General features: G+C 33.9%; 27 protein-coding genes. 11 read left to right on the top strand and 16 right to left on the bottom strand.

Annotated elements, in window-relative coordinates; genetic code table 11:
• Positions 1-14 precede the first annotated feature (14 nt).
• The 7 genes from ACWA1B_RS02260 to ACWA1B_RS02230 all read left to right on the top strand — a co-directional run bounded on the left by ACWA1B_RS02260 (position 15) and on the right by ACWA1B_RS02230 (position 7,009).
• Positions 15-707 (top strand): pirin family protein, encoded by a 693-nt coding sequence (locus tag ACWA1B_RS02260; protein WP_456904283.1) that lies wholly within the window; start codon positions 15-17, stop codon positions 705-707.
• Positions 708-716: 9 nt separating this feature from the next.
• A complete protein-coding gene (locus tag ACWA1B_RS02255; RefSeq protein ID WP_456904282.1) occupies positions 717-1,220 on the top strand; it encodes a hypothetical protein in 504 nt (167 codons plus the stop codon).
• Positions 1,221-1,478: 258 nt separating this feature from the next.
• A complete protein-coding gene (locus ACWA1B_RS02250) occupies positions 1,479-2,666 on the top strand; it encodes a phosphoglycerate kinase (protein ID WP_456904281.1) in 1,188 nt (395 codons plus the stop codon).
• A gap of 110 nt (positions 2,667-2,776) precedes the next feature.
• Positions 2,777-4,603 carry a LysM peptidoglycan-binding domain-containing protein gene (locus ACWA1B_RS02245; RefSeq protein WP_456904280.1) on the top strand — a complete coding sequence of 609 codons (1,827 nt, stop codon included), beginning with the start codon at positions 2,777-2,779 and terminating at the stop codon, positions 4,601-4,603.
• A gap of 45 nt (positions 4,604-4,648) precedes the next feature.
• Positions 4,649-5,614 (top strand): DUF4837 family protein, encoded by a 966-nt coding sequence (locus tag ACWA1B_RS02240; RefSeq protein ID WP_456904279.1) that lies wholly within the window; start codon positions 4,649-4,651, stop codon positions 5,612-5,614.
• A 180-nt stretch (positions 5,615-5,794) separates the two neighbouring features.
• Positions 5,795-6,442: a DUF1579 domain-containing protein gene (locus ACWA1B_RS02235; protein ID WP_456904278.1), complete on the top strand. Its 648-nt coding sequence runs from the start codon at positions 5,795-5,797 to the stop codon at positions 6,440-6,442.
• A 120-nt stretch (positions 6,443-6,562) separates the two neighbouring features.
• Positions 6,563-7,009, top strand: a complete 447-nt coding sequence (locus ACWA1B_RS02230) for a GNAT family N-acetyltransferase (RefSeq protein WP_456904277.1) — start codon at positions 6,563-6,565, stop codon at positions 7,007-7,009.
• A 151-nt stretch (positions 7,010-7,160) separates the two neighbouring features.
• On the opposite strand, the gene ACWA1B_RS02225 is transcribed toward ACWA1B_RS02230, so the two are convergent.
• The 3 genes from ACWA1B_RS02225 to rnpA form a co-directional block, all read right to left on the bottom strand.
• Positions 7,161-7,964, bottom strand: a complete 804-nt coding sequence (locus ACWA1B_RS02225) for an OmpA family protein (RefSeq protein ID WP_456904276.1) — start codon at positions 7,962-7,964, stop codon at positions 7,161-7,163.
• Positions 7,965-7,971: 7 nt separating this feature from the next.
• Positions 7,972-9,609, bottom strand: a complete 1,638-nt coding sequence (locus tag ACWA1B_RS02220) for a S41 family peptidase (protein ID WP_456904275.1) — start codon at positions 9,607-9,609, stop codon at positions 7,972-7,974.
• Between the two features lie 103 nt (positions 9,610-9,712).
• Positions 9,713-10,129, bottom strand: coding sequence for a ribonuclease P protein component (rnpA, locus tag ACWA1B_RS02215; RefSeq protein WP_456904274.1), 417 nt, complete (start codon positions 10,127-10,129; stop codon positions 9,713-9,715).
• 125 nt (positions 10,130-10,254) lie between these two features.
• Between rnpA and ACWA1B_RS02210 the strand changes: the two genes are divergently transcribed.
• The 3 genes from ACWA1B_RS02210 to ACWA1B_RS02200 all read left to right on the top strand — a co-directional run bounded on the left by ACWA1B_RS02210 (position 10,255) and on the right by ACWA1B_RS02200 (position 12,899).
• Entirely contained in the window at positions 10,255-10,995 is a 741-nt protein-coding gene (locus tag ACWA1B_RS02210) for a lysophospholipid acyltransferase family protein (RefSeq protein WP_456904273.1), read from the top strand.
• Positions 10,996-11,049: 54 nt separating this feature from the next.
• A complete protein-coding gene (locus tag ACWA1B_RS02205; protein ID WP_456904272.1) occupies positions 11,050-12,042 on the top strand; it encodes an acyl-ACP desaturase in 993 nt (330 codons plus the stop codon).
• Positions 12,043-12,248: 206 nt separating this feature from the next.
• Complete coding sequence (locus ACWA1B_RS02200) at positions 12,249-12,899, top strand: HD domain-containing protein (RefSeq protein ID WP_426483470.1); 651 nt, start codon at positions 12,249-12,251, stop codon at positions 12,897-12,899.
• Positions 12,900-13,322: 423 nt separating this feature from the next.
• Here ACWA1B_RS02200 and ACWA1B_RS02195 read toward each other — a convergent pair whose 3' ends face one another.
• The 5 genes from ACWA1B_RS02195 to ACWA1B_RS02175 all read right to left on the bottom strand — a co-directional run bounded on the left by ACWA1B_RS02195 (position 13,323) and on the right by ACWA1B_RS02175 (position 17,566).
• Positions 13,323-13,445 carry a FeoB-associated Cys-rich membrane protein gene (locus ACWA1B_RS02195; RefSeq protein ID WP_456904271.1) on the bottom strand — a complete coding sequence of 41 codons (123 nt, stop codon included), beginning with the start codon at positions 13,443-13,445 and terminating at the stop codon, positions 13,323-13,325.
• 6 nt (positions 13,446-13,451) lie between these two features.
• On the bottom strand, positions 13,452-15,551 hold the full coding sequence (gene feoB, locus ACWA1B_RS02190) for a ferrous iron transport protein B (RefSeq protein ID WP_456904270.1): 2,100 nt from the start codon (positions 15,549-15,551) through the stop codon (positions 13,452-13,454).
• A complete protein-coding gene (locus tag ACWA1B_RS02185) occupies positions 15,551-15,790 on the bottom strand; it encodes a FeoA family protein (RefSeq protein ID WP_456904269.1) in 240 nt (79 codons plus the stop codon). The genes feoB and ACWA1B_RS02185 overlap by 1 nt, the downstream gene beginning before the upstream one ends.
• Before the next feature lie 102 nt (positions 15,791-15,892).
• On the bottom strand, positions 15,893-16,558 hold the full coding sequence (locus tag ACWA1B_RS02180) for an SCO family protein (RefSeq protein ID WP_035652604.1): 666 nt from the start codon (positions 16,556-16,558) through the stop codon (positions 15,893-15,895).
• Positions 16,559-16,642: 84 nt separating this feature from the next.
• Positions 16,643-17,566: a DMT family transporter gene (locus ACWA1B_RS02175; RefSeq protein WP_456904268.1), complete on the bottom strand. Its 924-nt coding sequence runs from the start codon at positions 17,564-17,566 to the stop codon at positions 16,643-16,645.
• 202 nt (positions 17,567-17,768) lie between these two features.
• On the opposite strand from ACWA1B_RS02175, the gene ACWA1B_RS02170 reads away from it, so the two are divergent.
• Positions 17,769-19,829, top strand: a complete 2,061-nt coding sequence (locus ACWA1B_RS02170; RefSeq protein WP_456904267.1) for a M13 family metallopeptidase — start codon at positions 17,769-17,771, stop codon at positions 19,827-19,829.
• Between the two features lie 43 nt (positions 19,830-19,872).
• On the opposite strand, the gene ACWA1B_RS02165 is transcribed toward ACWA1B_RS02170, so the two are convergent.
• From ACWA1B_RS02165 to ACWA1B_RS02130, 8 genes are all read right to left on the bottom strand, one after another.
• A complete protein-coding gene (locus ACWA1B_RS02165) occupies positions 19,873-20,322 on the bottom strand; it encodes a GyrI-like domain-containing protein (protein WP_456904266.1) in 450 nt (149 codons plus the stop codon).
• 162 nt (positions 20,323-20,484) lie between these two features.
• Positions 20,485-20,895, bottom strand: a complete 411-nt coding sequence (locus ACWA1B_RS02160) for a c-type cytochrome (RefSeq protein ID WP_456904265.1) — start codon at positions 20,893-20,895, stop codon at positions 20,485-20,487.
• Position 20,896: 1 nt separating this feature from the next.
• Positions 20,897-21,889 (bottom strand): porphobilinogen synthase, encoded by a 993-nt coding sequence (gene hemB / locus ACWA1B_RS02155; protein WP_115887722.1) that lies wholly within the window; start codon positions 21,887-21,889, stop codon positions 20,897-20,899.
• A 76-nt stretch (positions 21,890-21,965) separates the two neighbouring features.
• Positions 21,966-22,868 (bottom strand): fructose bisphosphate aldolase, encoded by a 903-nt coding sequence (locus tag ACWA1B_RS02150; RefSeq protein ID WP_456904264.1) that lies wholly within the window; start codon positions 22,866-22,868, stop codon positions 21,966-21,968.
• Positions 22,869-22,931: 63 nt separating this feature from the next.
• Positions 22,932-23,870, bottom strand: coding sequence for a DUF4421 family protein (locus ACWA1B_RS02145; protein WP_456904263.1), 939 nt, complete (start codon positions 23,868-23,870; stop codon positions 22,932-22,934).
• The gene (hemF, locus tag ACWA1B_RS02140; RefSeq protein WP_456904262.1) at positions 23,861-24,763 is read right to left on the bottom strand and encodes an oxygen-dependent coproporphyrinogen oxidase; all 903 of its coding nucleotides are present in this window, start codon (positions 24,761-24,763) and stop codon (positions 23,861-23,863) included. The genes ACWA1B_RS02145 and hemF overlap by 10 nt, the downstream gene beginning before the upstream one ends.
• Complete coding sequence (locus ACWA1B_RS02135) at positions 24,760-25,305, bottom strand: GNAT family N-acetyltransferase (RefSeq protein ID WP_456904261.1); 546 nt, start codon at positions 25,303-25,305, stop codon at positions 24,760-24,762. Before ACWA1B_RS02135 ends, hemF begins: the two co-directional genes overlap by 4 nt.
• A gap of 2 nt (positions 25,306-25,307) precedes the next feature.
• On the bottom strand, positions 25,308-25,685 hold the full coding sequence (locus ACWA1B_RS02130; protein WP_456904260.1) for a hypothetical protein: 378 nt from the start codon (positions 25,683-25,685) through the stop codon (positions 25,308-25,310).
• Positions 25,686-25,696: the final 11 nt, after the last annotated feature.

The raw sequence follows: 25,696 nt of genomic DNA, 5'->3' as shown, positions 1-25,696 counted from the left end.
AAAATTAAGTTATAATGATAGTTCAAATACCAGCTCAAATTTATAAGTCAGATTTTCGAGGTGCTTTCAATTCTCCGACACACAACCGTTTTTCAACTTTTAACTTCGAAAATTATCAGGATTTATCCAGAAACGGATTCGGATCTTTAAAAATCCTTAACGAAGTGATATTAGCTCCCCAACAACGTATCACCCGATTTGTTAGTTCAAATACGAATGTTGTTATTCTGCCACTATTCGGCGGAATTGAATATAAGGATAATTTTGGTAATGAGGAATTTTTGCATGTCGATCAAATCAGAGTCTTGGCAGCAGACGATGATTTGGAAATAGAACTATTCAATCCTTTTGAAGAAAATGTTAGTTACCTCGAAATTGATTTTCAGATGGGGAAACAATATTTCAAAAATTATTTTCAGCAATATAAAGTAGATTTAAAGGTTCATAATAAACTGAATAATTTATTCGAAATCGAAAGAGCGATCGGTTTCATAGGTGTTTATGACGGAAGAAAAGAAGGTTTTTTTGCTTTAAGAAATGCTGAAAATGGTGTTTTTGTTTTCGTGATACACGGCGCTTTCGAAATTGAAAATAGACTTTTAGAAGCAAAAGATGGTTTGGCAATTAAAAAAGTTGGAAGTATTGGATGGGAAGCATTATCTGAAAATGCGGTTTTATTAGTCATAGAAGTTCCTTTAGATAAGTAAATTAAGAAAATGGAAATCAAGAAAATAAAACTCGCTTATCGAATTGTTATTGATTCTTCTTCGACTTTTCTTTGGGACAAGTTTGTTTTCGAAGATACTTTCAAAGAATACCAAATGCAGAGTCAGCAGTTTAATTCTGATACAAATCCAAAAAACACTTTCCGTGAATTATTAGCCGAAAATGAAAAAGCGGAGAAATTGCATTTTTTAACCGGAATTGCAGCAAGCGGTTATGTCGATCAGCTAAAAGGCAATTTTCATCGTGTTACAGATGTTCTCGGAAATGCATATTTTCCATTTATTAATTATCAGTTGGATATCATTAATACACATACTACAGATTCATCAAAACATAAAATCGGAATTACTTTTTATTCGCCCTTATTAACTTATTTCGGAATTGTCGAAGGAAATTATCTGGTTTCTAAAAATATTGAAGAGACGAATGAATTTGAAACCATCATGTTTCCTGTTCAAAAGAATTTATCAATCTGTTTTCTCCAAAATAAATAGTAAGCATAAAAAAACAGAAATTATTCGTTTCATTTTTTGCCTTTTCTGTCAGTCTGTAGACAGGAAAGGTTTTTTTATATAAAAGAAGATGTAAAATTTGCATTTAAAATTGTGTTTAATATTCAATAAACCAATTTATTTGTGAAATTATAACGTTTTCGTTCTTTTAATTATCGATTTTTTAGTATATCCGAATTTATTAGTACTCCAAAAGTTCTATATTTGTTGTTCTTTCAAAAAAATTAAAAAACTAGTCAAATGAAAACTTTAAACGATTTCGATTTTAAAAATAAAAAAGCAATTATCCGTGTTGATTTTAATGTCCCTTTAGATGAGAATTTCAATGTAACTGATGCAACACGTATTGAAGCTGCGAAACCGACAATTGATACTATCTTAGCGCAAGGCGGAAGTGTCATTTTAATGTCGCACTTAGGAAGACCAAAAGGTGCTGAAGAAAAATACTCATTAAAACATATTTTGAAAACAGCTTCTGAAATTTTAGGAGTTCAAGTGAAATTTGCTGAAAACTGTGTTGGAGAACCAGCTCAAACTGCTGCAAAAGATTTAAAGCCAGGAGAAGTTCTTTTATTAGAAAATCTGCGTTTCCACGCTGAAGAAGAAGCTGGAGATGTTGCTTTTGCAAAAGAATTGGCTTCACTTGGAGATATTTATGTAAACGACGCTTTTGGAACTGCGCACAGAGCACACGCTTCGACTACAATTATTGCTCAGTTTTTCCCAACTGAAAAATGTTTCGGAACATTATTGGCAAAAGAAATCGAAAGTTTAAATAAAGTATTGAAAAACAGTGAAAAACCTGTAACGGCTGTTCTTGGAGGTTCTAAAGTTTCTTCAAAAATTACGGTTATCGAAAATATCTTAGATAAAGTGGATCACATGATTATTGGTGGTGGTATGACTTTTACTTTCATCAAAGCTCAAGGTGGAAAAATTGGAGAGTCTATCTGCGAAGATGACAAACAAGATTTAGCACTTGAAATTTTAAGATTAGCAAAAGAAAAAGGTGTTCAGGTTCATATTCCAGTTGATGTTGTTGCTGCAGATGATTTCTCAAACACTGCAAATACTCAGGTTGTTGATGTGACAGCAATTCCTGACGGATGGCAAGGTCTTGATGCAGGTCCAAAATCTTTAGAGAACTTCAAAAAAGTAATTTTAGAGTCTAAAACTATTTTATGGAATGGTCCTTTAGGAGTTTTTGAAATGGAAACTTTCTCAAAAGGAACAATTGCTTTAGGTGATTATATTGCTGAAGCAACTAAAAATGGAGCGTTTTCATTAGTAGGAGGGGGAGATTCTGTTGCTGCTGTAAAACAATTTGGTTTCGAAGATAAAATGAGTTACGTTTCAACAGGTGGTGGAGCTATGCTAGAGATGCTTGAGGGTAAAGTTTTACCTGGAATTGCAGCAATTTTAGAATAAAATATCACAATTAACATTTTTTTGCGTATTTTTAAACACTAAACTTTTTAGTTTTGCAAAAATACGTTTCTTATAATGGATTGATTTATAAGATTTTAAAAAAATGTTATATGATTGTACGAAAAATATCTTTAATAGTCGGATTTCTATGTTCAATGTCAATGTTTGCGCAGCAATCTGCATCATCAGAAGTAGAAATAAAACCAGAAGTAAAATTATCGTATCTCGATTCGGTTAAAAGCACATTCAAAAAAAATGACGTGGCTGCAAAAGCAGACAGTCTTTGGATGAAAGAACTATCAAGTCTTGATATTTATGATGATCTATCAAAAGATATCCAAACTATTAATTCAGACGTAACGGTTGATCAAGAGTTGCCAACAGAATTGCTAAAACAGCGTTTACAGGCGATGAACGAAAAATCTCCGTTTAATATTGAATACAATCAAGGTTTAGAAAACTTAATAAAGTCATTTCTTAAGAATCGTAAAAAATCGTTTTCTCGATTAATGGCTTTATCAGAATATTACTTTCCAATTTTTGAGGAATCTTTCGCAAAGAATAATGTTCCTTTAGAAATTAAATATTTAGCCGTTGTAGAATCTGCTTTAAATCCTAAAGCAGTTTCTAAAATGGGCGCCACAGGACTTTGGCAGTTCATGTACGGAACAGGTAAACAATACGCTTTAAAAATCGACTCTTATGTTGATGAGCGTAGCGACCCAATGAAATCTACAGCTGCAGCAAGCGATTATTTTACCAAAATGTTTGAGGTTTTTAATGACTGGGAACTTGTTTTGGCATCTTATAATTCAGGACCTGGAAACGTTACCAAAGCCATTCGCCGTTCTGACGGAAAAACAAAATACTGGGATATTCGTAGTAATCTTCCAAGAGAAACTCAAGGTTATGTTCCGGCATTTTATGCAACAATGTATCTTTTTGAATATCATAAAGAACACGGAATCAATCCTGAGAGAGCTGTTGTCAAAAACTTCGAAACAGACACAATAAACATTAAAAAAGAGATGACTTTCAAACAAATCGCCGATTTGCTAGATATGCCACAATCTCAAATTCAGCTTTTAAATCCTTCTTATAAATTAAATGTTGTGCCTTTTTATCAAGGAGAACAACATTGCCTTCGTCTTCCGAAAGATAAAATTGCGACTTTTGTTTCTAACGAAAAACAAATTTATGCCTATGTTGATTATATGTCAACGGTACGCACAATGCCTGTAAAACTGGCTTTGAAGGTGGCACCAAAAGTAAGATTGCAACCTCAGAAAACAAATTCGGATTTCCAATTCTATGAAGTTCAAAAAGGAGATAATTTAGGAGCAATCGCAGAAAAATACGATGTTAACCTGGCTGATTTAAAGAAGTGGAATGGATTAAAATCAAATAATGTTGCTTTAGGAAGAACATTGAAAATCAAATCGGATGTTGATACATCTAAGATTTCTAAAGATGTAAAAGCAATTCCTGCCATAGAGAAAAAGTCTGAAGAAGCAATTGCTGTAGTTGATGATAAAGAAAAGACTGCAGTACCTCAAGAATACGTTGTAGCGGCTGGCGATAATTTAGGAAGCATTGCAAAGAAATTCGGTACGACTATTGCGGAGTTAAAAGAACTTAATGGTCTTACTTCAAATAATATTGGTTTAGGGAAAACTTTAGTGATTTCTAAAGAAGCACCTGTAATTGAAGAAACTGCAAATGTAAATACTGCTATCGCGTCGAATGTTTCTATTGAATCGTTCAAGAAAGGTGCAGCATCTAAAAAAATCAGCGAAGATTATTACGTTAAAAAAGGAGATTCTCTTTACAGCATTTCTAAAAAATATCCTGGAGTTACGATTTCAGATATTAAAAAATGGAATGGTATTAAAGATGGAGATATTAAACCCGGAATGAAACTTAAAATAAACGGATAATAAAAAAATCATCTAAATTTGGGTTTTATTTCATAAATTAAAAAAATGAATAAAACCCTTTTTTTATTTCTATTAGTGCCGTTTTTATTGATCTCATGTCTTAAAAACGATAAACAATCGCAACCAGTCTCTGGCAAAACAAACACAATTTCGGTTATTATCGATGATCAGTTGTGGTACGGAGAGGTTGGCGACACCATCAGAAATAAATTTGCTTCGCCTGTTTGGGGCCTGACTCAAGAAGAGCCTCTTTTTACAATCAATCAATATCCAGCACGCTTGCTTGAAGGCTTTGTTACAGACAGCAGAAGCATAATTGTGGTAAAAAAAGCAACAACCGACAAGTTCGAAATCATTCGAAGCAAAAAACTTCCACACAATACTTTTCGCATTTACGGAAAATCAGTAGACGATATTATTTGCAGCATTGAACTCAATTCGGCTCAAATGATTAAAATCATCCGTGATGCAGAAATCGAAAAAATTCAGCAGGACAATAGCAAATCATTACTAAATCAGGCTATTATCAAAAATAAATTCCATGCCACGCTTGAAATTCCAGTTGGTTATGAATACATGCTTCATAAAAAGAATTTTATTTGGCTTAAAAACAATATTATAAGTGGTAATACAAGTTTGCTTGTGTATCAGGTTCCGCTTCGATCCTTTAATAAATCAAATATTGTTGGTGATATTATAAAAATGCGTGATTCTGTTGGCGCATACATTAAAGGCAGAGAACCAAATACCCGAATGATAACTGGTGAAGCTTATGCGCCTTATTTTACATCAACATTTTTGGACGGAAAAAAAGCATATGAAACGAAAGGAAGTTGGGAAATGAGAAATGATTTTATGGCTGGACCTTTTATTAACTACGCAATTATTGATGAAAAATATAATCGGATTTTAGTGATTGAAGGCTTTTGTTATTCGCCTTCCAATCAGGAACGTGATTTAATGTTGGACTTAGAAGCGATTATTAAATCAGTTAAGATTGATAAAAAGTAGGGTTTTAACCGCAAGGTGCGCAAAGAATTACGCAAAGCACGCGAAATTTTATAAAAGTAGGGAATAAAAACCTTTGCGATCCTTGCGTAATTTTTTGCGTACCTTGCGGTTGATTTGAAACGTTAAACTTCAAAACATTTTCATTAAATTTGTTTGTAACAAACATAAAAACAAATACTTATGAAAAATGTAGCCGGAATATTAGTAGTATTGATATTAAGTTTTATTTCTTGTAAAAAAGAGGTAAAAACAGAAACAGTAACAACAAAAGATTCAGACAGTATTAAAACCGAAGAACCAATTACTGAAGCTGAAGCACCTGTCGATTCTGCAACACAAGTAAAAGCATGGCAAGCGTATGCAACTCCAGGAGAACCTCACAAATTAATGACGGATGAAGTTGGAACATGGACTTGTGATATGACTTTTTGGTATGAACCAAATGGGAAACCTGAAAAAGCAAGCGCTACAGCAAATGTGAAAATGGTTCTTGGTGGACGTTATCAGGAAACTGATTATAAAGGAACAATTATGGGGTCTCCGTTTGAAGGAAAAGGAACATTAGCCTATAATAACGCCAGTAAAGAATATACCAATACTTTTATCGATAATATGGGAACCGGAATGATGGTGGCAGTTGGTAAATATGATGAAAGCTCAAAATCAATAGAACTTAAAGGAGAAGTTGTTAATCCGGTGACAGGCAAAAAAGCGCCTTATCGAGAACTATACACAATTGTAGACGCTACAACTCGTAAAATGGAGATGTTTGACACAAAAAATGGTGCCGAATATAAAAGCATGGAAATCGTGATGAAGAAAAAGTAGTTATTTACTTTCGATTAAATAATAGAATCCCGATTGCAAATTGTAGTCGGGATTTCTATTTGGTGTAATTTTGCGAATATTAAAAATAAAGAACAACCCAAACAACAAACGACATAAAGAATGGAGTTAAAATGGAAAATAAAGCCGTTTGAGGCATTAACGGTGCATGAGTTATATGATTTACTGAAACTGCGAAGTGAAATCTTTGTAGTGGAACAAAACTGCGTTTATTTGGACCTTGACGGCAAAGACAAGAAAGGTTTGCATTTAATTGGTGAATTTGATGGCAAAATTGTTGCTTACACGCGTTTATTTGATGCTGGAGTCAGTTTTGATAATGCTTCGATAGGACGAGTAGTTGTCCATGCAAATTATCGAGATAGAAAGTGGGGACATGATTTAATGCGTGAGTCAATTGCTGCCATAAAACAGAATTTTGGTAAAGATCAGATTACGATTGGGGCTCAGCTTTATCTTAAAAAATTTTACGAAAGTCATGGTTTTGTCCAAACCAGCGAAATGTACTTAGAGGATGAAATTCCACATATTGAAATGATTCGTGGTTAAGAATTTTAGCATAAAAAAATTATTGCAACTATTTTGCATTAAAATTTTTTTGTGCTAAAATGATTTCATAATTGTCTAAAAAATAATTTAATAACAGTTTTTTTTGAAGTATTACTTTAAGTAAAATGAAGTTCTTTTTTAATTAAATGATTTATATCTTCGTAATCAAAAACTCAACTCTGCGGTCATATTTATCTCCTTTTCCTAGCGGATATTTATTACCGCAACCTTGATAGGTCATTCGGTTTTTAGATACTTTTTTAGAGCTTAGATAATTAAAAACCGTTTTGGCGCGGTTCCAGGAAAGTCTTCTTTCTTTGGTGGCTTTGTCGATTCCGTCTTCGTACAAATCGGGTGTGCAGCAAACGTGACCTCTTATTTCAAATTGTATACTTTTTTGCCGAAGCAATTTTTCAGCAATTTTGTCCAATTCTTTTTTTGAAGTTGAGGTTAATACTGAACTTCCAATGTCGAATAGTATACTTTCTAAATAGATTTTGTCACCAACTTTTAAATTTTCTTTAAAAGAAGTATGAATGCCTTTTCCAAAACTGTTTCGTTTTACTACTATCAAATCAACCCGCCGATTTCGGGTGCGGGTTTCATGAAGATTTTCGATAGTATCAGGTCGGACTACAATACGGCCTTTTCCTTCCAGAATCACAATTTTGCTTTGATTGAATCCCGCAGATGTCAACAGATTCTGAATCGTATTGGCACGATTGTTCGATAATCTAAAATTATATTCGTCTGTACCGCGATCATCGCAGTATCCGTAGATTTGTATTGACTCGACTTTTGCCGTGTCAATGCTTTTAATGAAATTAGTTACAACTTCGGTTTGTAAAGGAGTTAGATCGTATTTGTCAAACTCAAAATAAATGGTTTCAATAGGTTTTTGCTGTGCCGATAAATTGTAAATAATAAACAGAAATAGGGCTAAACAAATTTTCATTTCATTTTTACATTTTTAAAATCGTTTTGTACTCAGTTTGATTATTTAAAACGCTAACCGCTTTCTTAATTTCTGAATTGTTTTTAAGGTAAAATTGATAAAGGCCTTCTTGATATTGATATCTTTTGATGAGTTCTTCCTGAATTAAATTTCTGATTTCTTTTTGATTTTTATCCAGTAAAGTGTTTTCGCTTTTTTCCAATGCAACTAGCAATTGCTGATATTCCGGAGCAATTGTTTCATCGATTTTTTCGTTTTTTGCTGCTGCTAGCGTATTTTTCAACGCAACTTCAGTTTCGGTGTCAAAACTGATTTTATTGGTTTTTAAATATTGTTTGAAACCTGCGTAGTCAGCATCAGTAAGAACCGGAATTTTCTCTCCTAAGTTTGGATTTTTATAATAATAAGTAGTTGCATAGTCGAAAATACCGTCGTTTTTTAATAATGCACTTGTAATCGGACTCATTTTAGTTTCTTCCAATTCAATGTCAGGCAAAACACCGCCGCCATCATAAACCGTTCTTCCTTTTCTGGTTTTAAAAGCGTTAAAGTTTTTTGCTTCCGTTCGTTGAGCTACACCATTTTTGTCTTTATGTGCATAATCTAATGCCTGAATACAACGTCCTGAAGGAGTGTAGTAGCGGGAAATAGTAACTTTAAGTTGTGTTCCGTAAGTCAGGTCAACTGAACGCTGAACCAAACCTTTACCAAAACTGCGGCTTCCTAAAATCACAGCACGGTCCAAATCCTGTAATGCTCCGGAAACAATTTCAGATGCCGATGCACTTCTTCCATTGACCAAAATCGCTAATGGAATTTCAGTATCAACAGGTTCTTTGGTCGTTTTATAAGTATTATTGTGTTTTTCAATTCTTGATTTTGTTGTAACAATTACTTCGTTTTTCGGAACAAATAAATTACATATATCAATCGCTTCGTTCAATAAACCTCCCGGATTTCCTCTTAAATCTAATACAATTTGAGTTGCTCCGTCTGCTTTTAATTTTTCCAAAGCGTCTTTTACTTCAGCTGCAGCTTTTCGGCTAAAGTGAGAAAGAACAATGTAACCTGTTTTATCATCAATTTTCCCGTAAAACGGAACCGATTTAATATCAACTTCATCCAAAATCAATTCTGTTGTATTGGTTTTTCCTTGGCGAAGGTATTTGATCTGGATTTTTGTATTCTTGGTTCCCTTCATTAATTGCGAAGCATCATCTTTATAATCGGCTATCAAAACATCGCCAATCTGAATAATTTCGTCGCCCGCTTTTAGTCCCGCTTTGTCTGCAGGATAATTTTTATACGGTTCGCGAACAATCAAACGGTCTTTTTTTCTGGAAATCAAAGCACCAATTCCGGTATATTCTCCAGTATTGTTGATTTTGAAATTCACAACATCCTGTTCGTTAAAGTAAACTGTGTAAGGATCCAAACTTCCCAACATGCTTTTAATGGCTTTATCCATCAAGTCGCCAGGATTGGTTTCATCAACATAATTTGTGTTTACAGCTTTGAACAATGTTGTGAAGATTTCTATTTGTTTCGCAATTTCAAAAAAGTCTTCTTTGAAACTGGTTCCAACAAATAAAAGCCCTGCCGCAACGGTCGGTATAATGAATTTCTTTTTGAAATATGGATACATAATTGTGAAATATCTTAAATTATAAAGTACTAAAATAAGAATAAATCATCAATTACGATTATTCGGACAGACTAATCTCAATCGAGCATTTCAAACTGATTGATTATAAGGGGCTCTGTGATTCTGGTTTGTTTTCAGAATCTGAGGTTTTATTGACTTGCTGTAAAAATTTCTCAAACAACTGAATCGTTTTGGTATTGATTTCCTGGTAAGATAATTTGTCTTTTGTCTGATAAAAAAACATAATCGAATACGGCTGATCGAGTTGATCTAAAAGCAAATGTTTGTTTAATCGATAGGTTTCTCGCAGCACTCTTTTGAAGTAATTTCGGTCAACGGCTTTCTTGAAATATTTTTTAGAAACCGAAACGCCAAGTTTGATTTTTTCTTCTGAATTTTCTTGCGCTTCACGATAAACCAAACGAAGTGGATATTTTGACACCGATTTTCCTTCAGAAAATAGTAATCCAATTGTCGTTTTGCTTTTTAAGCGTTCATTCTTAGGGTAAGTAAAGCTCATTTAGTTCAGAAAAAATTTGCAAATTTTACCGCAAAGGTACAATTAAACGAGAAAAACAGTTATTGTTTTCAATTTTTATAAGGCTAAAAATATATTTACTACTTTTGGCAATTAATTTTTCAGGCATGCAAAAGATAATTTCGTACCCAATATCTGTTATTTACTATTTATGTTTTGGATTGTGTTTGGTGGTTTTTCATCCGATACAATGGATTTGCTTAAATGTTTTTGGATATCAGGCACACAAAAAAAGTGTCGATTATTTGAATCTTTGCCTTTTAAGATGTACAAATCTTGTTGGAACAACATATAAAGTTACAGGAGTAGAGGGTATTCCGACAGGAGTTCCAATCATTTTTGTTGCTAATCACCAAAGTATGTACGATATCGTCACAATGATTTGGTACTTTAGACGTTTTCATTGTAAATTTGTAAGTAAGAAAGAGTTAGGAAGCGGAATCCCAAGTGTTTCTTTCAATTTGAAACATGGTGGATCGGTGCTTATTGACCGTAAAGACCCTAAACAAGCGATTCCTGTAATCAAAGGCTTGTCTGAATATATCGAAAAAAATACCAGATCTGCAGTTATTTTTCCGGAAGGAACCCGCAGCAAGACTGGAAAGCCTAAAGAATTTGCCCAAAGCGGTTTAAAAATCTTATGTAAATATGCACCATCAGCTTATGTTGTGCCGGTGAGTATCAATAATTCATGGAAAATGGTTCGCTATGGAATGTTTCCTGTTGGTTTAGGAAATAATCTAACTTTTACAGCTCACAAAGCAATGGCGGTAAAAGATTATGATTTTGCGGAATTAATGGCTTTGACAGAAAAGGCCGTAGTAGAAGGAGTAAACGAGTATAAATAGATTTTTGTTTTTAGCCAAAGTGCTGAAACTTAAATCCCAAATCAAAAATAAGTAATGTCTATAAAAAACATTAGATTAGAAGTAATGCATTTTTTGGAAAAAAACGTGGATAGCTTCGTTGAACAGTATTTAATTCCAGTGGAAAAAATTTGGCAGCCGTCAGATTTCTTGCCTAATTCTGAAGGAGAAAATTTCTTTGAAGAGGTTAAAGAATTGCGTGAAATTGCTAAAGAATTACCATATGATTTCTGGGTTACGCTTGTTGGTGATACCATCACTGAGGAAGCTTTGCCTACGTATGAATCGTGGTTAATGGATGTAGAAGGAATAGATCAGATTGAAAACGGCGGAAATGGATGGTCAAAATGGATCAGACAATGGACTGGAGAGGAAAATCGCCACGGAGATCTTTTAAATAAATACTTGTATTTGTCTGGTCGTGTGAATATGCGTGAAATCGAAATGACAACACAGCACTTAATCAACGATGGGTTTGATATTGGAACTGGAACTGACCCATACAAAAATTTTGTGTACACTAGTTTTCAGGAATTAGCAACTTACGTATCCCACAATAGAGTAGCACAGATGGCTAAGAAATTTGGAGATAACAAGTTGTCTAAAATGTGTAAAATGATTGCAGGCGACGAAATGCGTCATCATCATGCATACAGCGAGTTTGTTACTAGAATTTTTCAGGTTGATCCAAGTGAAATGATGCTTGCTTTTCAATACATGATGAAGCAAAAAATCGTGATGCCGGCTCACTTTTTAAGAGAATCTGGTCAAAAGATCAGTTCTGCCTTTGAGCAGTTTTCAGATTCAGCGCAACGTATTGGTGTTTACACTGCAAATGATTACGTTGACATTATGCAAAAGTTGATCACTAAATGGGAAATTGATAAAATTTCTAATTTGACAGATGAAGCCGAAAAAGCACGTGATTATTTGATGAAATTACCAAGTCGTATGGCTAGAATTTCTGAAAGATTGGTAATTCCTGCTGAAGGTCATATCTTCAAATGGGTAGAGCCAGCTAGACTTTAATTTTAAAAGTTTTTAATGTAGATTTTTTAAATCGCAACAAAGTTGCGATTTAAAATAAAACATAAATACATGTTGATTGTTAGAGGCTTACCAGCTTTTTGCAATCAACATTTTTTATAAAATACCGATTAAGATCTGATTAAAGCAGTTTAATCTCGAATAAAACAGAAGGCTTTAAAAGGACTCAAAAATTTCAAAATGCACTTATGAATACATCCTTAATAAACAAAACAATTGCTTTTGTAAAAGAAAAATTAAACGATGCTGAAGGCGGACATGATTGGTTTCATATTGAACGCGTTTATAAAAATGCTTTACTAATTGCAAAAGATACAGATTGTGATATTACGATTGTGCAGCTTGGTGCATTGTTGCATGATATTGCTGATAGCAAATTCCATAACGGAGACGAAACAATTGGCCCAAAGACAGCACGTGCGTTTTTAGAAACAGAAAATGTTTCAGAAGACATCATTCAGCATGTTGTAAATATTATTGAAAATATCTCTTATAAAGGCGGAAATTTTGAAAAGAAGTTTACTTCTGTCGAATTGGATATTGTTCAGGATGCGGATCGTTTGGATGCAATAGGCGCTATTGGCGTTGCGAGAGCGTTTAATTATGGTGGATTTAAAAACAGAGCTTTATATGATCCTGAAATTGCTCCAATAACAAACATGACGAAAGAAGAGTATAAAAAGAACAATGCTCCAACTATTAATCACTTCTACGAAAAGCTTTTGCTTTTGAAGGATAAAATGAATACCGAGAAAGGCAAAGAAATTGCAGCTCAAAGACATCATTTTATGGAAACATTTCTAGCTCAATTTTATGCCGAGTGGGAAGGAGTGAAATAGTTTTCGACAGACAATTCGTTTCAAATAAACAAAAAAGCAACTTCAAATTCTGAAATTGCTTTTTTGTTTTAAATGAGATATTCTATTATAGTTGCAAAAAGGTTTAATGTTGATTTGTTATTTGAATTTTAAAAGGCACATTATTGCGAAAGCGCATAAAAATCCAAAAGAAAACCATAATAATCTAGCAACTCTGTTGTCTCTTACAATTTCTTCTTTTTCAAAGTTTGTCATTTTTAATGTAGTTTTATTGATGTAAAAATAAATTTACCATTCCTAATAAATGCGCAATAAAAGCTTTAAAATCATTAAAATAAGACATTTTTCTTTTAGAAAAGTTTTTTGAAAAAATAAAAAGCTTCGCAAAGAATTTTAATCTCGTGAAGCTTTTTTGAAATTTCTCTAGAATGTCAGTATCTTTTTTTAAGAACACCCACAATTTCCATCACCGCAGTCTTTTTTCTTTTTAGATTTCCAGAAGAATTTCTTAATCAGAAACGCAACGGCAAATCCTAATATCGCGAAAGCTATAATTTCTTGAAACATGACGCTTTATTTTAATAGTTGATAAGCGATTAACGCAGTAAAATAGGCAAGTCCACTCATAAATACCAGTTGCATTGCCGGCCATTTCCACGAGTTGGTTTCTTTTTTTGTAATGGCTAATGTACTGGCACATTGCATTGCGAAGGCATAAAACAGCAATAATGAAATTCCGGTTGCAAAATTAAATACTTTTTGACCTGTTTCTGGATGAATTTCCTGTTGCATTTTGCTTTTTATAGTCGATTCGTTATCCGTATCTCCAACGCTGTAAATGGTGGCAAGTGTTCCAACAAAAACTTCTCTCGCTGCAAATGAACTGATTAATGCAATCCCAATTTTCCAATCGTAGCCTAAAGGTGCAATTGCCGGCTCGATTGCTCTTCCCATTAATCCGATATAAGAGTTTTCTAGTTTTTGTGAAGCTACTTCATTTTCAAACTGAACTTCGTTTAGTGTAGTTTCTGCAAATTTTTCTTTTACAATGCTTTCGGCTTCATTAAAATCTTTTCCAGGACCGTACGAAGCCAAGAACCATAAAATAACAGAAATGGCTAAAATGATTTTACCGGCGCCAACAATAAATGCTTTGGTTTTCTCCACAACATTGATTCCGACATTTTTAAAAAGAGGCAATTTATAACTTGGCATTTCGATTACGAAATACGTTTTTGATTCTAATTTTAAAACCTTATTCAAAATATAAGCGGATAGAATTGCAGTTGCAAATCCAAGAATATAGAGAAACATTAAGGTTAATCCCTGAAGATTCAATATTCCAAAAACACGTGTACTCGGAATTACCAGCGAAATAATAATAGCATAAACAGGTAATCTTGCCGAACAAGTTGTAAATGGTGTTACCAAGATTGTAATTAATCGTTCTTTCCAGTTTTCAATATTTCGGGTTGCCATAATTGCCGGAATTGCACAGGCAGTTCCTGAAATCAAAGGCACAACACTTTTTCCTGAAAGCCCGAATTTGCGCATTATTTTATCCATTAAAAAAACAACACGGCTCATATAACCGCTTTCTTCCAAAATTGAAATGAACAAGAATAAAAAGGCAATTTGAGGAATAAAAATAATCACGCCACCAATTCCCGGAATAATTCCCTGCGAAAGTAAATCGGTTAAAATGCCACTTGGTAATGTTTCGGCAGCCCAAGCGCTAAAAGATGCAAAAGTGCTGTCAATGAAATCCATAGGAATTGTTGACCAGCTGAATATCGATTGAAAAATCAAAAATAAAATCGCAAAGAAAATAAGGTAGCCCCAAACCTTATGTGTTAAAACACGATCCAGTTTTGCACGAATGTCTTTTGCCATCGATGCATCGATTTTTAATCCTTCTTTCAAAACGTCGTTGATAAATTGATAACGTTTGATAGTTTCTTTTTGCTGAAGACGTTTTAATTCAGAATGTGATTTGGTAAAAGTGCTTCTGATTTCATTTCTGTCCAAATTAGAAAAATTGACATCCTGTGTAATTACAAGCCACAGTTTGTACAACAATTGATTAGGAAATGCGTGTTGCAGTTTTTTGAAATATTCTACGTCAATTACCGAAGCGTTAAGACAAGGTTCATGCGGAATGGTTTTGTATGAAACAATTAATTCCTTTAAAGCATCAATTCCTAAACCTTTTCGGGAACTTACCAGAGCAATTTTAGTTTTTAATTTTTCTTCTAAAAACGGAATATCTAATGAAATTCCTTTTCTTTCCATACGATCGGACATGTTTATCACTAAAATGGTTGGAATTTCAAGGTCTTTTATTTGAGTGTAAATCAGTAAATTTCTTTTCAGATTTTCGACATCTGTCACCACAACGGCAACATCCGGATATAATTTGTCGTTTTTATTTAGCAAAAGTTCAATTACTACGCTTTCGTCCATTGAACTGGCATTCAAACTATACGTTCCTGGTAAGTCTAAAATATTGGCTTTGATGTTATGGGGAAGTTTGCAAAATCCCATTTTTTTCTCAACCGTAATTCCGGGATAATTCCCAACTTGCTGATTTAAACCAGTCAGTTGATTGAAAACCGAGGTTTTTCCCGTATTTGGATTTCCGATAAGGGCAACATTAATATTTTGAACACTCATTATAAATTGCTTTTGATAAGTTCAACTTCAATTTCACGAGCTGTTTCGATACGAATCGCAACGTGCGAACCGTTAATGTCTAAATATAATGGATCTCCAAAAGGAGCAATTTGAAGCAATTCAACGAAGCTGCCCGGCAAACAACCCATTTCTAACAACTTTAGAGGAATAAGATCGATATCAAAATCTTTGATAATGGCTTTCTCGCCTTTTTTCAGAGTGTGAATTGTATTTTGCAAGCTTATTTAGATTGAGTTTAGATTGCAAAAGTAGGCAATAATTCTTTATTTCAAGGCATTTAACACTTTTGAATATGCTAAATCTTTCTAAAAATAAGGGATTTACTCTTTACATAAGAAATCAATGTCTTCTAAAAGACGTTTGATTTCCTCTTTGTTAGTTCCGTCATAGAAACCGCGAACACGTCTTTTTTGATCAACCAAAACGAAATTTTCAGTATGAACCATATCATAAAGTTGATCTGGTCGTCCAAGTTTAACTGCCAAATATGATTTTCTGGCCATAGTGTAAATCTCTTTTTTATCGCCCGTAACCAAATTCCATTTGCTGTCTACAACACCATATTTTATCGCATATTCTTTTAAAACCGAAACACTGTCGACTTCTGGAAATACCGTGTGTGAAAGCAGCATTACTTTTGGATTGTTTAAAACTGCTTTTTGAACATCAACAAGATTGGTTGACATTTTTGGACATATAGAACCGCAAGTTGTAAAAAAGAAATCGGCAACATAGATTTTTCCTTCGTAATTTTTTTGAGTAATCGTATCGCCATTTTGGTTTACGAACGAAAAATCAGCAATTGTGTGATATTTGCTTTTATATTGAATCGTACTGTCAACTAATTCTGGATTTACATCAGAAGGATTGTAAATTGGAAGTGTTTTTTGTGGTTTTAAAGCCGAATAAAATAACGATATCGTAACAACCGAAAATACAATTAAAACAATAAAGAATTTGCGGTATTTGTATAGAAGCGATTTCATAAAAATAATTTGGCGCAAAAATACGAAAAGAGCATTTTAAAATACTTACTCTTAAAGCTTTTTAACAGCTTATTAGAATTTCATTTAAGCTTTGTTTTTTCGGATGGATTTATTCACCAGATATATTCCTGACAAAGTAACCACACTACCAATAATTATGGCTTGTGTCAGCATTTCTCCAAAAATTAAGAAGCCTAAAACCATAGCTACAATTGGATTAATGTAAACATAAATACTGCTGATTTCGGTTGGAAGATGCTGCAGGGTATATATGAAAGCAATAAAAGTTAATACAGAACCAATGATTACCAGATAGCCAATTGCCCACCATGAAGTGGGTGGAATTTCGGCAAGCGAAATATTCATCTCTAAAGGCTCAGTAATTCCGTAAAGAATGAAACTTGAAATTAGCATTTGAAGACCTAAACTGAAATAAGGATTAAAACTCGCTGCTTTCTTCTTGATAAACAAAATTCCAAACGCCCATGTAATGGTTGAAATAATAGTCAAAAGGATTCCGAATTGAAAATCTGGTTTGAAAAAGTCAGTCAAATGATCAATGAAAATAATACAGATGCCACCAAAACTGATTAGAATTCCTGTTATGGCTAGTTTTGCAACTTTCTCACCATTGAAAAAATTAATAATGATAATCCAAATTGGAAAAATAGCACTGATTATTGCGCCAAGTCCGCTGCTGATGTATTTCACGCCCCAAGTACTCAAACCATTGCTGCAAACAAAATTCAAGAAGGCAAGAATTAAAATGGTTCCCCATTGTTTGCCTTTTGGCCAGGGTTCTTTTTTCAGAATAAAATAACCAACATAGATTAGTCCGGCTAAAAACTGACGAATCATGGCCAGTTGAAGTGCTGGCATATGTTTTACACCTTCTTTTGATGCAAGCCAGGTTGTTCCCCAACCAAAACTTACCCAGCATAAAGCTAAAATTGGAAGTCCAATTGCGTCAACTTTTCCCGAAACTGCATTTTGAATTTTTGCTTTCACTTTGATGATTTTTCTTTTGACAAATATTCCAAAAACAATTTCAAAAATTGAGTATAAATCTCACAAATTATTAATGAAATTTTTAGCTGTATTCTATTCGGAGATTTAATATTAAAGAAGAGTTTTAATTATTGGAAAATTTTAACATAGTATTCAAAATAATAACAATATGTTTGTATATATACTAAAACAATAAATTATAATGATTAAAAAGCTTACTAAACCAATGTTTTGTGTAGTTTCTGCAATGTTAACGATAACAGCAGTTCAAGCTCAAGATGCAAAACCAAAAGAACCAGGTATCAATATTGCCAATATGGATACTAAAGTAAGTCCAAGCCAGGACTTTTTTCGTTATGTAAACGGAGCTTGGTTAGACAAAACTGAAATTCCTAGTGATAGAAATTCATGGGGAAGTTTTAATGAATTGCGTCAAAAGACAGACGAGAATTCGCTTGCTATTTTGAAAGAAGCTTCGAAAAATCCGAAGTATAAATCAAATACTGACCAAGGTAAAGCAATCGCTTTATTTAACACTATCATGGATACTGTTGGAAGAAATAAAAGAGGAGTTACACAACTTCAGCCTTATTTGAAGAAAATCGATGCCATTAAAAATGTTGCAGATCTTCAAAACTATATCACTGAAATGCAGCTTTCTGGCGGATCAGGTTTCTTTGGAGTTTATGTTAGTGCAGATGCTAAAAACAGTAATAAAAACTCTGTTACTTTAGGACCTGGAACTCTTGGATTATCTGATAAAGATTACTACAATTCTGATGATAAAGATTCCAAAGAAAAACGTGAAAAATACGAAGTTCACGTTGCTCGTATGATGCAGTACATTGGAGAATCTCCTGCTAAAGCAAAAGAAAGTGCAAAACAAATTTTGGCTTTGGAGGTTGAAATGTCTGCGCCAAGATTGGATCGTGTTGAAAGAAGAGACAGAAGAAAACAATACAATCCAACAGCTGTTGCTGATTTGAAAAAGAATACACCATCAATTCAATGGGAAAAATATTTCACAGGAATTGGAATGGCAAAATTAGATACTGTAAATGTGGCACAGCCTCGTTACATGATCGCTTTAGAAAAAACTTTTACTGAAAAGAAAGTTGACGCTTGGAAAGAATACTTAAAATGGTCTTTATTAAACAGAGCGGCTTCGACTTTGACTACAGATATCGAAAATGCAAACTTTGATTTCTATGGTAAAACATTAACTGGAGCTTTAAAACAGCGTCCGCGCGAAGAAGTTGCCTTACAGGTTATCAATACCTCAACGGGAGAAGCTTTAGGAAAACTTTACGTAGAGAAATTATTCCCTGCTGAAGCAAAAGCAAAAGCAAAAGACATGATTGCTAATGTAATGTTGGCTTATGAAAACAGAATCAATGCGTTGCCTTGGATGTCTGCTGAAACTAAAGTTAAAGCGATTGAAAAATTAAAAAAATTAACGGTTAAAATTGGATATCCAGATAAATGGAAAGATTATTCAAAATTAGAGCTTAAAGATGTTAAAGAAGGTGGAACTTATTTTGATAATATGAAAAATATTTCAAAATGGGCTTATGCTGACAATTTAGCTAAACTTGGAAAACCTGTTGATAAAACAGAGTGGGGTATGTCTCCGCAAACAGTTAATGCTTATTTCAACCCATCTTATAACGAGATTGTTTTCCCAGCGGCGATTTTACAGCCACCTTTCTACAATTACCAAGCTGATGCTGCTGTAAATTATGGTGGAATTGGAGCAGTTATCGGTCACGAAATCTCTCACGGTTTTGATGATTCTGGTGCTCGTTACAATGCAGATGGAAATTTAGTTGACTGGTGGACAGCTGATGATTTAAAGCAATTTACTGCTCTTGGAGGAGATCTTGCTGCGCAATACAGTGCTTTAGAGCCATTGCCAGGAATTCACGTTGATGGTAAATTTACTTTGGGTGAAAACATTGGAGATTTAGGAGGAACAAATGCTGCTTACGATGGTTTACAATTGTATTTGAAAGCAAATGGAAATCCAGGATTAATTGACGGATTTACTCCAGAACAGCGTTTCTTTATTTCTTGGGCTACTGTTTGGAGAACAAAATCTAGAGATGAAGCAATTAAGAGCCAAGTTAAAACAGATCCGCACTCTCCAGGAATGTACAGAGCGGTTGTGCCTATTAAAAACTTAGATGCTTTTTACCAAGCTTTCGGAATTAAACCAGGAGATGCTATGTATCTTGAACCAGAGAAAAGAGTTAAAATCTGGTAATCTTATAAATATTAAAACGGCGCTGAATAAGCGCCGTTTTTTTTTATTTAATAGCAATATAAATGTCAACCTCAGCATTTTCTGGATTTTGAGCTTTTGCGCCATAAACTTCAAAATCACTTGTAAAAGTTCGTTCCAGATTTAATTCCCATATTTTTAGCCATTCGTTATAGACAATTCCATCGGCCAAATTCCCTTTTGGTGTGAATTTTTTATAATTAGAATTTGGAATTGTTATTCCTGTCATTCCTTCCGGAATACTATTCAGATTGTCTACCACATAGCCTAAAATTGTGGTATAAGGTCTAGTGTGATCCTTTTCGTAATCTGTATAAATGCAAATGATATCCTGTGAAATTTTGTTTGGAATTTTTTCTGCGATACTTTCTGATATAAAAGTATTCCAAAGTGCCGGAATATCTTTTGCTGATTGCCCATTTTCATTTGTTGTTCTAATTGAAATCCCGATTACGTTGAATTCTTGATTGTACATTATGTTTAAATTTATTGTTTAATGACCCAAAATTAAATCTGAGTTGTGACAACAGTATGTCATCAGGATTAATTAACTTCAAGATTTAATTTTTGCGAAAACTGTATAAATAAAAAACGACGCTATAATAAGCGCCGTTTTTTATTTTATGATAAGATCAAGTTATTTTGAATAGCTATAAATATAAGCTTCTATAGCTTTTAATTCCTCATCAGACATTTCTTTGGTTACTGCAAAATTAGTCTGCATTACTGCAAACTGACTCGGATCAACAATTGGATCTGCGTTTCCTTTTAAGAAAGTGGAGATGTCACCTTTTTTGTCTTTGTAGATTTTTGCTATTTCCTGAATACTTGGTCCAATAACTTTTTGATCAGGTTGATGGCAAGAAGTACAATTTCCTCTTCCTTCAAAAATTTCTTTTCCTAAATCAACTGGAGTTTGGGCTTTCGCCGATTCGCCTTCGGAAGAAGTTTCTGTTGTACTTTCAGATGATTTTCCGAAAGGTTCCTGACTCTCTTTTTTGCATGAAGCAAATGCTAAAACGGCGGCTAAGAATACTGCTTTTTTCATTTTATTTATTTAAAATTACTGCAGCTTCTTTTGCAAAATAAGTGGAGATGATACTAGCCCCCGCACGCTTAATGCAATAAAGTTGCTCTATCATAATTTTGTCATGATCAAGCCACCCTCTTTCTGCTGCGGCCTTTACCATTGCGTACTCACCAGATACTTGGTAAACCGCAACCGGCACGTGAACGGCATTTTTTACCTCACGAACGATGTCTAAATAAGCCATTCCCGGTTTCACCATTACGATGTCTGCACCTTCTTCAACGTCTAATAATGCTTCACGAATTCCTTCAATTCTGTTGGCATAATCCATTTGGTATGTCTTCTTGTCTTTTGGGATATTTTGTGAATCTACCGGAGCAGAATCTAACGCATCACGAAATGGTCCGTAAAACGCAGATGCATATTTTGCACTGTAACTCATAATGCCAACATTGTGATGTCCGTTTTCTTCCAAAGCTTTTCTGATTGCCAAAACTCGTCCGTCCATCATGTCGCTTGGCGCTACAAAATCGGCACCGGCTTCAGCGTGGCTTAAACTCATTCTTGTTAAGGCATCAACAGTTGCGTCGTTGATTAACTGGCCGTTTTCGATAATTCCGTCATGACCGTAAATTGAATAAGGATCAAGAGCAACATCGGGCATTACAATCATTTCCGGAACAGCATCTTTAATTGCACGGATTGTTTGTTGCATCAAACCATCTTTATTCCAAGCTTCAGTACCTTTATTGTCTTTTAAATTGTCGCTGACTTTTACGTAAATATTTACCGCTTTGATTCCTAAATCCCAAGCTTCTTTAACTTCTTTGATTGTGTTATCCAATGAATGACGATAAATTCCAGGCATAGATGGAATGGCCGATTTTATGTCTTTTCCTTCAGCAACAAACATTGGAAGCATAAAATCCTGCGGACTTAAACTTGTTTCGCGAACTAATGAACGAATAGATTCATTGGTTCTTAAACGACGGTTTCTTTGTAATGGGAACATTTTAATTTGTTTAAAGTTTAAAGTTTCAGGTTTTATCCTGAAATTATTCATTTTTGTGTTTTATTTTCTAAAGCTTTTATGTAATTGAAGCTTTGTAAATATTTTTAATTGTGTGACTTAACTCGTTATTAAAATCGGTATCAGATTGTCCGGCCGAAAGTCCTTCTGATAATGCTCTTGAGAAACTGGCAATCAATCCTTGATTTTGCGAAAGCTTTTTATTGGCCTCATCACGGGAATAACCTCCTGATAGCGCAACGACACGCACAACATGCGGATCAGCCATTAAATCACTATAGAAATTATTCACGGTTGGAATCGAAAGTTTCAGCATCACTTTTACATTTTTATCAAGTTTGTTAAGTGCTTTTAAGATTTCTTCTTTTAGAATTTCTTCTGATTTTTCTTTATCAGAACTATAAATATCTACTTCCGGTTCGATAATCGGAATTAATCCTTTTTCGAAGATTTGCAAACCAACTGCAAATTGCTGTTCAACAACTTCTCGAATTCCGGCTGGATTGGCTTCTTTAATTACTGAGCGCATTTTAGTTCCAAAAACATTTCGTTCTACAGCGCGCGTCAGTAATTCATCTAAATTAGAAATCGGCTTCATTATTTGAACTCCATTATTTAGATCAGCAAGGCCTTTGTCTACTTTTAAAAACGGAACTATATTTTTTTTCTCCCACAAATAATCGGCCGTCCATTGTCCGTCGATTTTGCGGTCCATTGTATTTTCGAACAAAATTGCCCCGAGAATATATTGACTATCAAACGCAGGACTCTTTATAATTCTTGTTCGCATTTCATGAACAAGTGTATACATTTCTTGATCATTCGTGTAACTGCTTTCCTGTATACCGTATTGTGTTAAAGCTTTTGGAGTGCTTCCGCCACTTTGATCAAGTGCGGCGATAAAGCCTTTTCCGGAATGCATACGATTTAATTGTGTCGTTTTTACATCTGTCTTTTCCATAATAACGATTTTTAATTATTAGAAATCCCTGCTTATGCTTGTTTTTGCTATTTTGAAGGCTTTTTAAAGCCCTATTTTCTCATTTGCCTTGTCGTATACTTCTTTTACCTTTTTTGGTGGATTAAATCGATAACCTGCAGAAATTTTTAAAGTGACAATATTGTCGTTCAATCTCGGATCTACTTTTTCGTCCTGATCAAAGGTTACCGCATTCAGACTTGCAAAAGCAAAGAAACGATCTTGATTATACGCTAATTTTAAATTTAAATCGGCTTGATATAACGCTGAGGTATCTCCGTCAACATCATTGATTCCAGCACCCAAACCAATTCCTGCTCCAATTAAAACGCGATCGCTTATTACAAAATTATAAAAATATGAGGGCATTAAAGTAAATACGTAAATATCTCCAGGTGTTGTATCGGGCGTATTTAGATCTATGTTTGTGTAATAAAAAGAAAAATTCGGAATAAAACTTCCAGAACTTTTGGTTTGCCATTCGTTTTGGTTTACCAATGCTTTAAATGAGAATTTGTCATTAAAAACATAGGAAGTCGATCCGCCAATTTTTGTACTTCGCATATTGGGCATTTGCGCAGTAAAATTATCATCACTGACATAAAACCCTTTTTGATTGATAAAAGTTAAGGACTGCATCCATTTTTTATAATAAAAACGGGTGTTGAAATTAAAGTTTTTAGAATGGGAGTCTCCGGTATTTCCGCCAAGAAATTTCGGAGCAAAACCAATCGTAATATCAATAATCTTGTAATTTAAACTAAAACCGATTTGCTCTTTGCGATTGGGAATGAGATCAAGATATATCTTCGGATCCTGATTATCTGATGTAATTTGAAAACTATTTGAAGTGTCTAAATAATAAACACTGGCTGTAATTTTATCATTATATGATTTAAAATAGGGATTTTGCAGAGAATCGTTTTGAGCGAAACACCCAAAAACGCCTGCAAAAAACGCTATATAAATCAGTTTTACATCCATTCACGTGGGTTTTCTAACACATTTACTAATTTTTCTTCTTCACTTCCTGCTTCTGCATGATGATCATAAACCCATTGCACGTGCGGAGGCAAACTCATTAAAATACTTTCAATTCTTCCATTCGTTTTTAATCCGAATAAAGTTCCTTTGTCGTGAACCAGATTAAACTCCACATAACGGCCACGACGGATTTCCTGCCAAGTTCTTTGTTGTGGAGTATAAGGAAGATTTTTTCTTCTTTCTACAATTGGAACATAAGCCTCCAGGAAACTATTACCAACCTCAGTTACAAAGTTATACCAATTTTCCATTGACATTGATTCATTTGCTTTGCAATAATCAAAAAATAAACCCCCAATTCCTCGAGCTTCATTTCTATGCGCATTCCAGAAATAGGAATCGCACTGTTTTTTGTATTTCGGATAAAACTCCGGATTGTGTTTATCGCAAGCCGTTTTACAAGTTTGATGAAAGTGTTTCGCATCTTCTTCAAACAGATAATAAGGCGTTAAATCTTGTCCGCCACCAAACCATTGTTCGATTACTTTTCCAGATTCGTCATACATTTCAAAATATCGCCAGTTTGCGTGAACCGTTGGAGTCATTGGATTTTTCGGATGTAAAACCAAACTTAATCCACAGGCAAAAAAATCGGCTTCGCCAACATTAAACATCTTTTGCATCGTTTCTGGAAGTTTTCCGTGAACGGCTGAAATGTTTACACCGCCTTTTTCGAAAACATTTCCGTTTTCAATAACACGTGTTCTTCCACCGCCGCCTTCCGGACGTTTCCAAAGATCTTCACGGAATTTTGTAGTTTCGTCAACAGCTTCTAATCCAGCACAGATTTGGTCTTGTAAATTTTGTATGTATGCGTAAAATTTGTCTTTCATTGTAAATTGTATTCTGATTTTAGTAATCCGAAATAAACGGAATTTTGCAATGTGCCATCACCGTTCCTAAATTCGTCTCTTAAAATTCCTTCTTGTTTAAAATTGTGTTTTAATGCAATTCGTTGGCTTGCTAAGTTTATTTCTGAAGTACAGATGAAAATTTTGTTCATTTTCAATTTGTTGAAACAAAAATCGAGTGCATCAGAAACCATTTTGGATGTAATTACTTTTCCCTGAAAATCTTCGTCAATAAAATAACCTAATTCACATTTTGAAATGCGATAATCGATCCTTTTTACACATAAATAACCAATTAGATTATTTGTTTTTATATCTCGGGCGAAGAAATAATATCCTTCGCTATTTCTTTCCTTATCTTTATTAACGGAGATAAAATTTTCTGCTTTTTCTGGTGAGTCACAATTAGCCAGCGTTACAGGGAAAGTTTTTCCAATGTGCTTTTTATTCTTATCAATCAGTTTATAAAACTCTTTAGGAAGAATATTTTCAATTCGGTCTGTTTTCCAATCTGTAAAACCCATTTTTATTTGTTTTTTAGAGAAGCAATTTTAGTATTGATTCCGAAAGAAAAAATTTTGCTTTCTGCCTGAATATATTGATAAACGGCCAAAGCTTTATTATCTAAATTATAGTTTTCAGTTTTAGAAAATTCAACTAAAACATCGGCAAATTGTTCTAATTGTTCCCAATCAAAGGAAAGACGAATCAAGAAAGTAATTAAATCTTCATTCGAAAAACCAACTAAGTTTTCAAGGTTTAATCCGAATTCTTTGAGTTGATTTTCAATTTCCGTTTTTTGTAAAGCATTCAAAGGATAAGGAACAAAAAGAAGAGTTCGTAACGTTTTAAGAACGTTATCAATTCTAATTTTTTCTTCGTCTCTTAAACCTTTGTTGAGCATGATTTTTAGTT

It is taken from the genome of Flavobacterium xizangense (assembly GCF_054075145.1).
The sequence above is the reverse complement of the archived record's forward strand: the minus strand, read 5'-3'. Positions and strand labels throughout refer to the sequence as shown.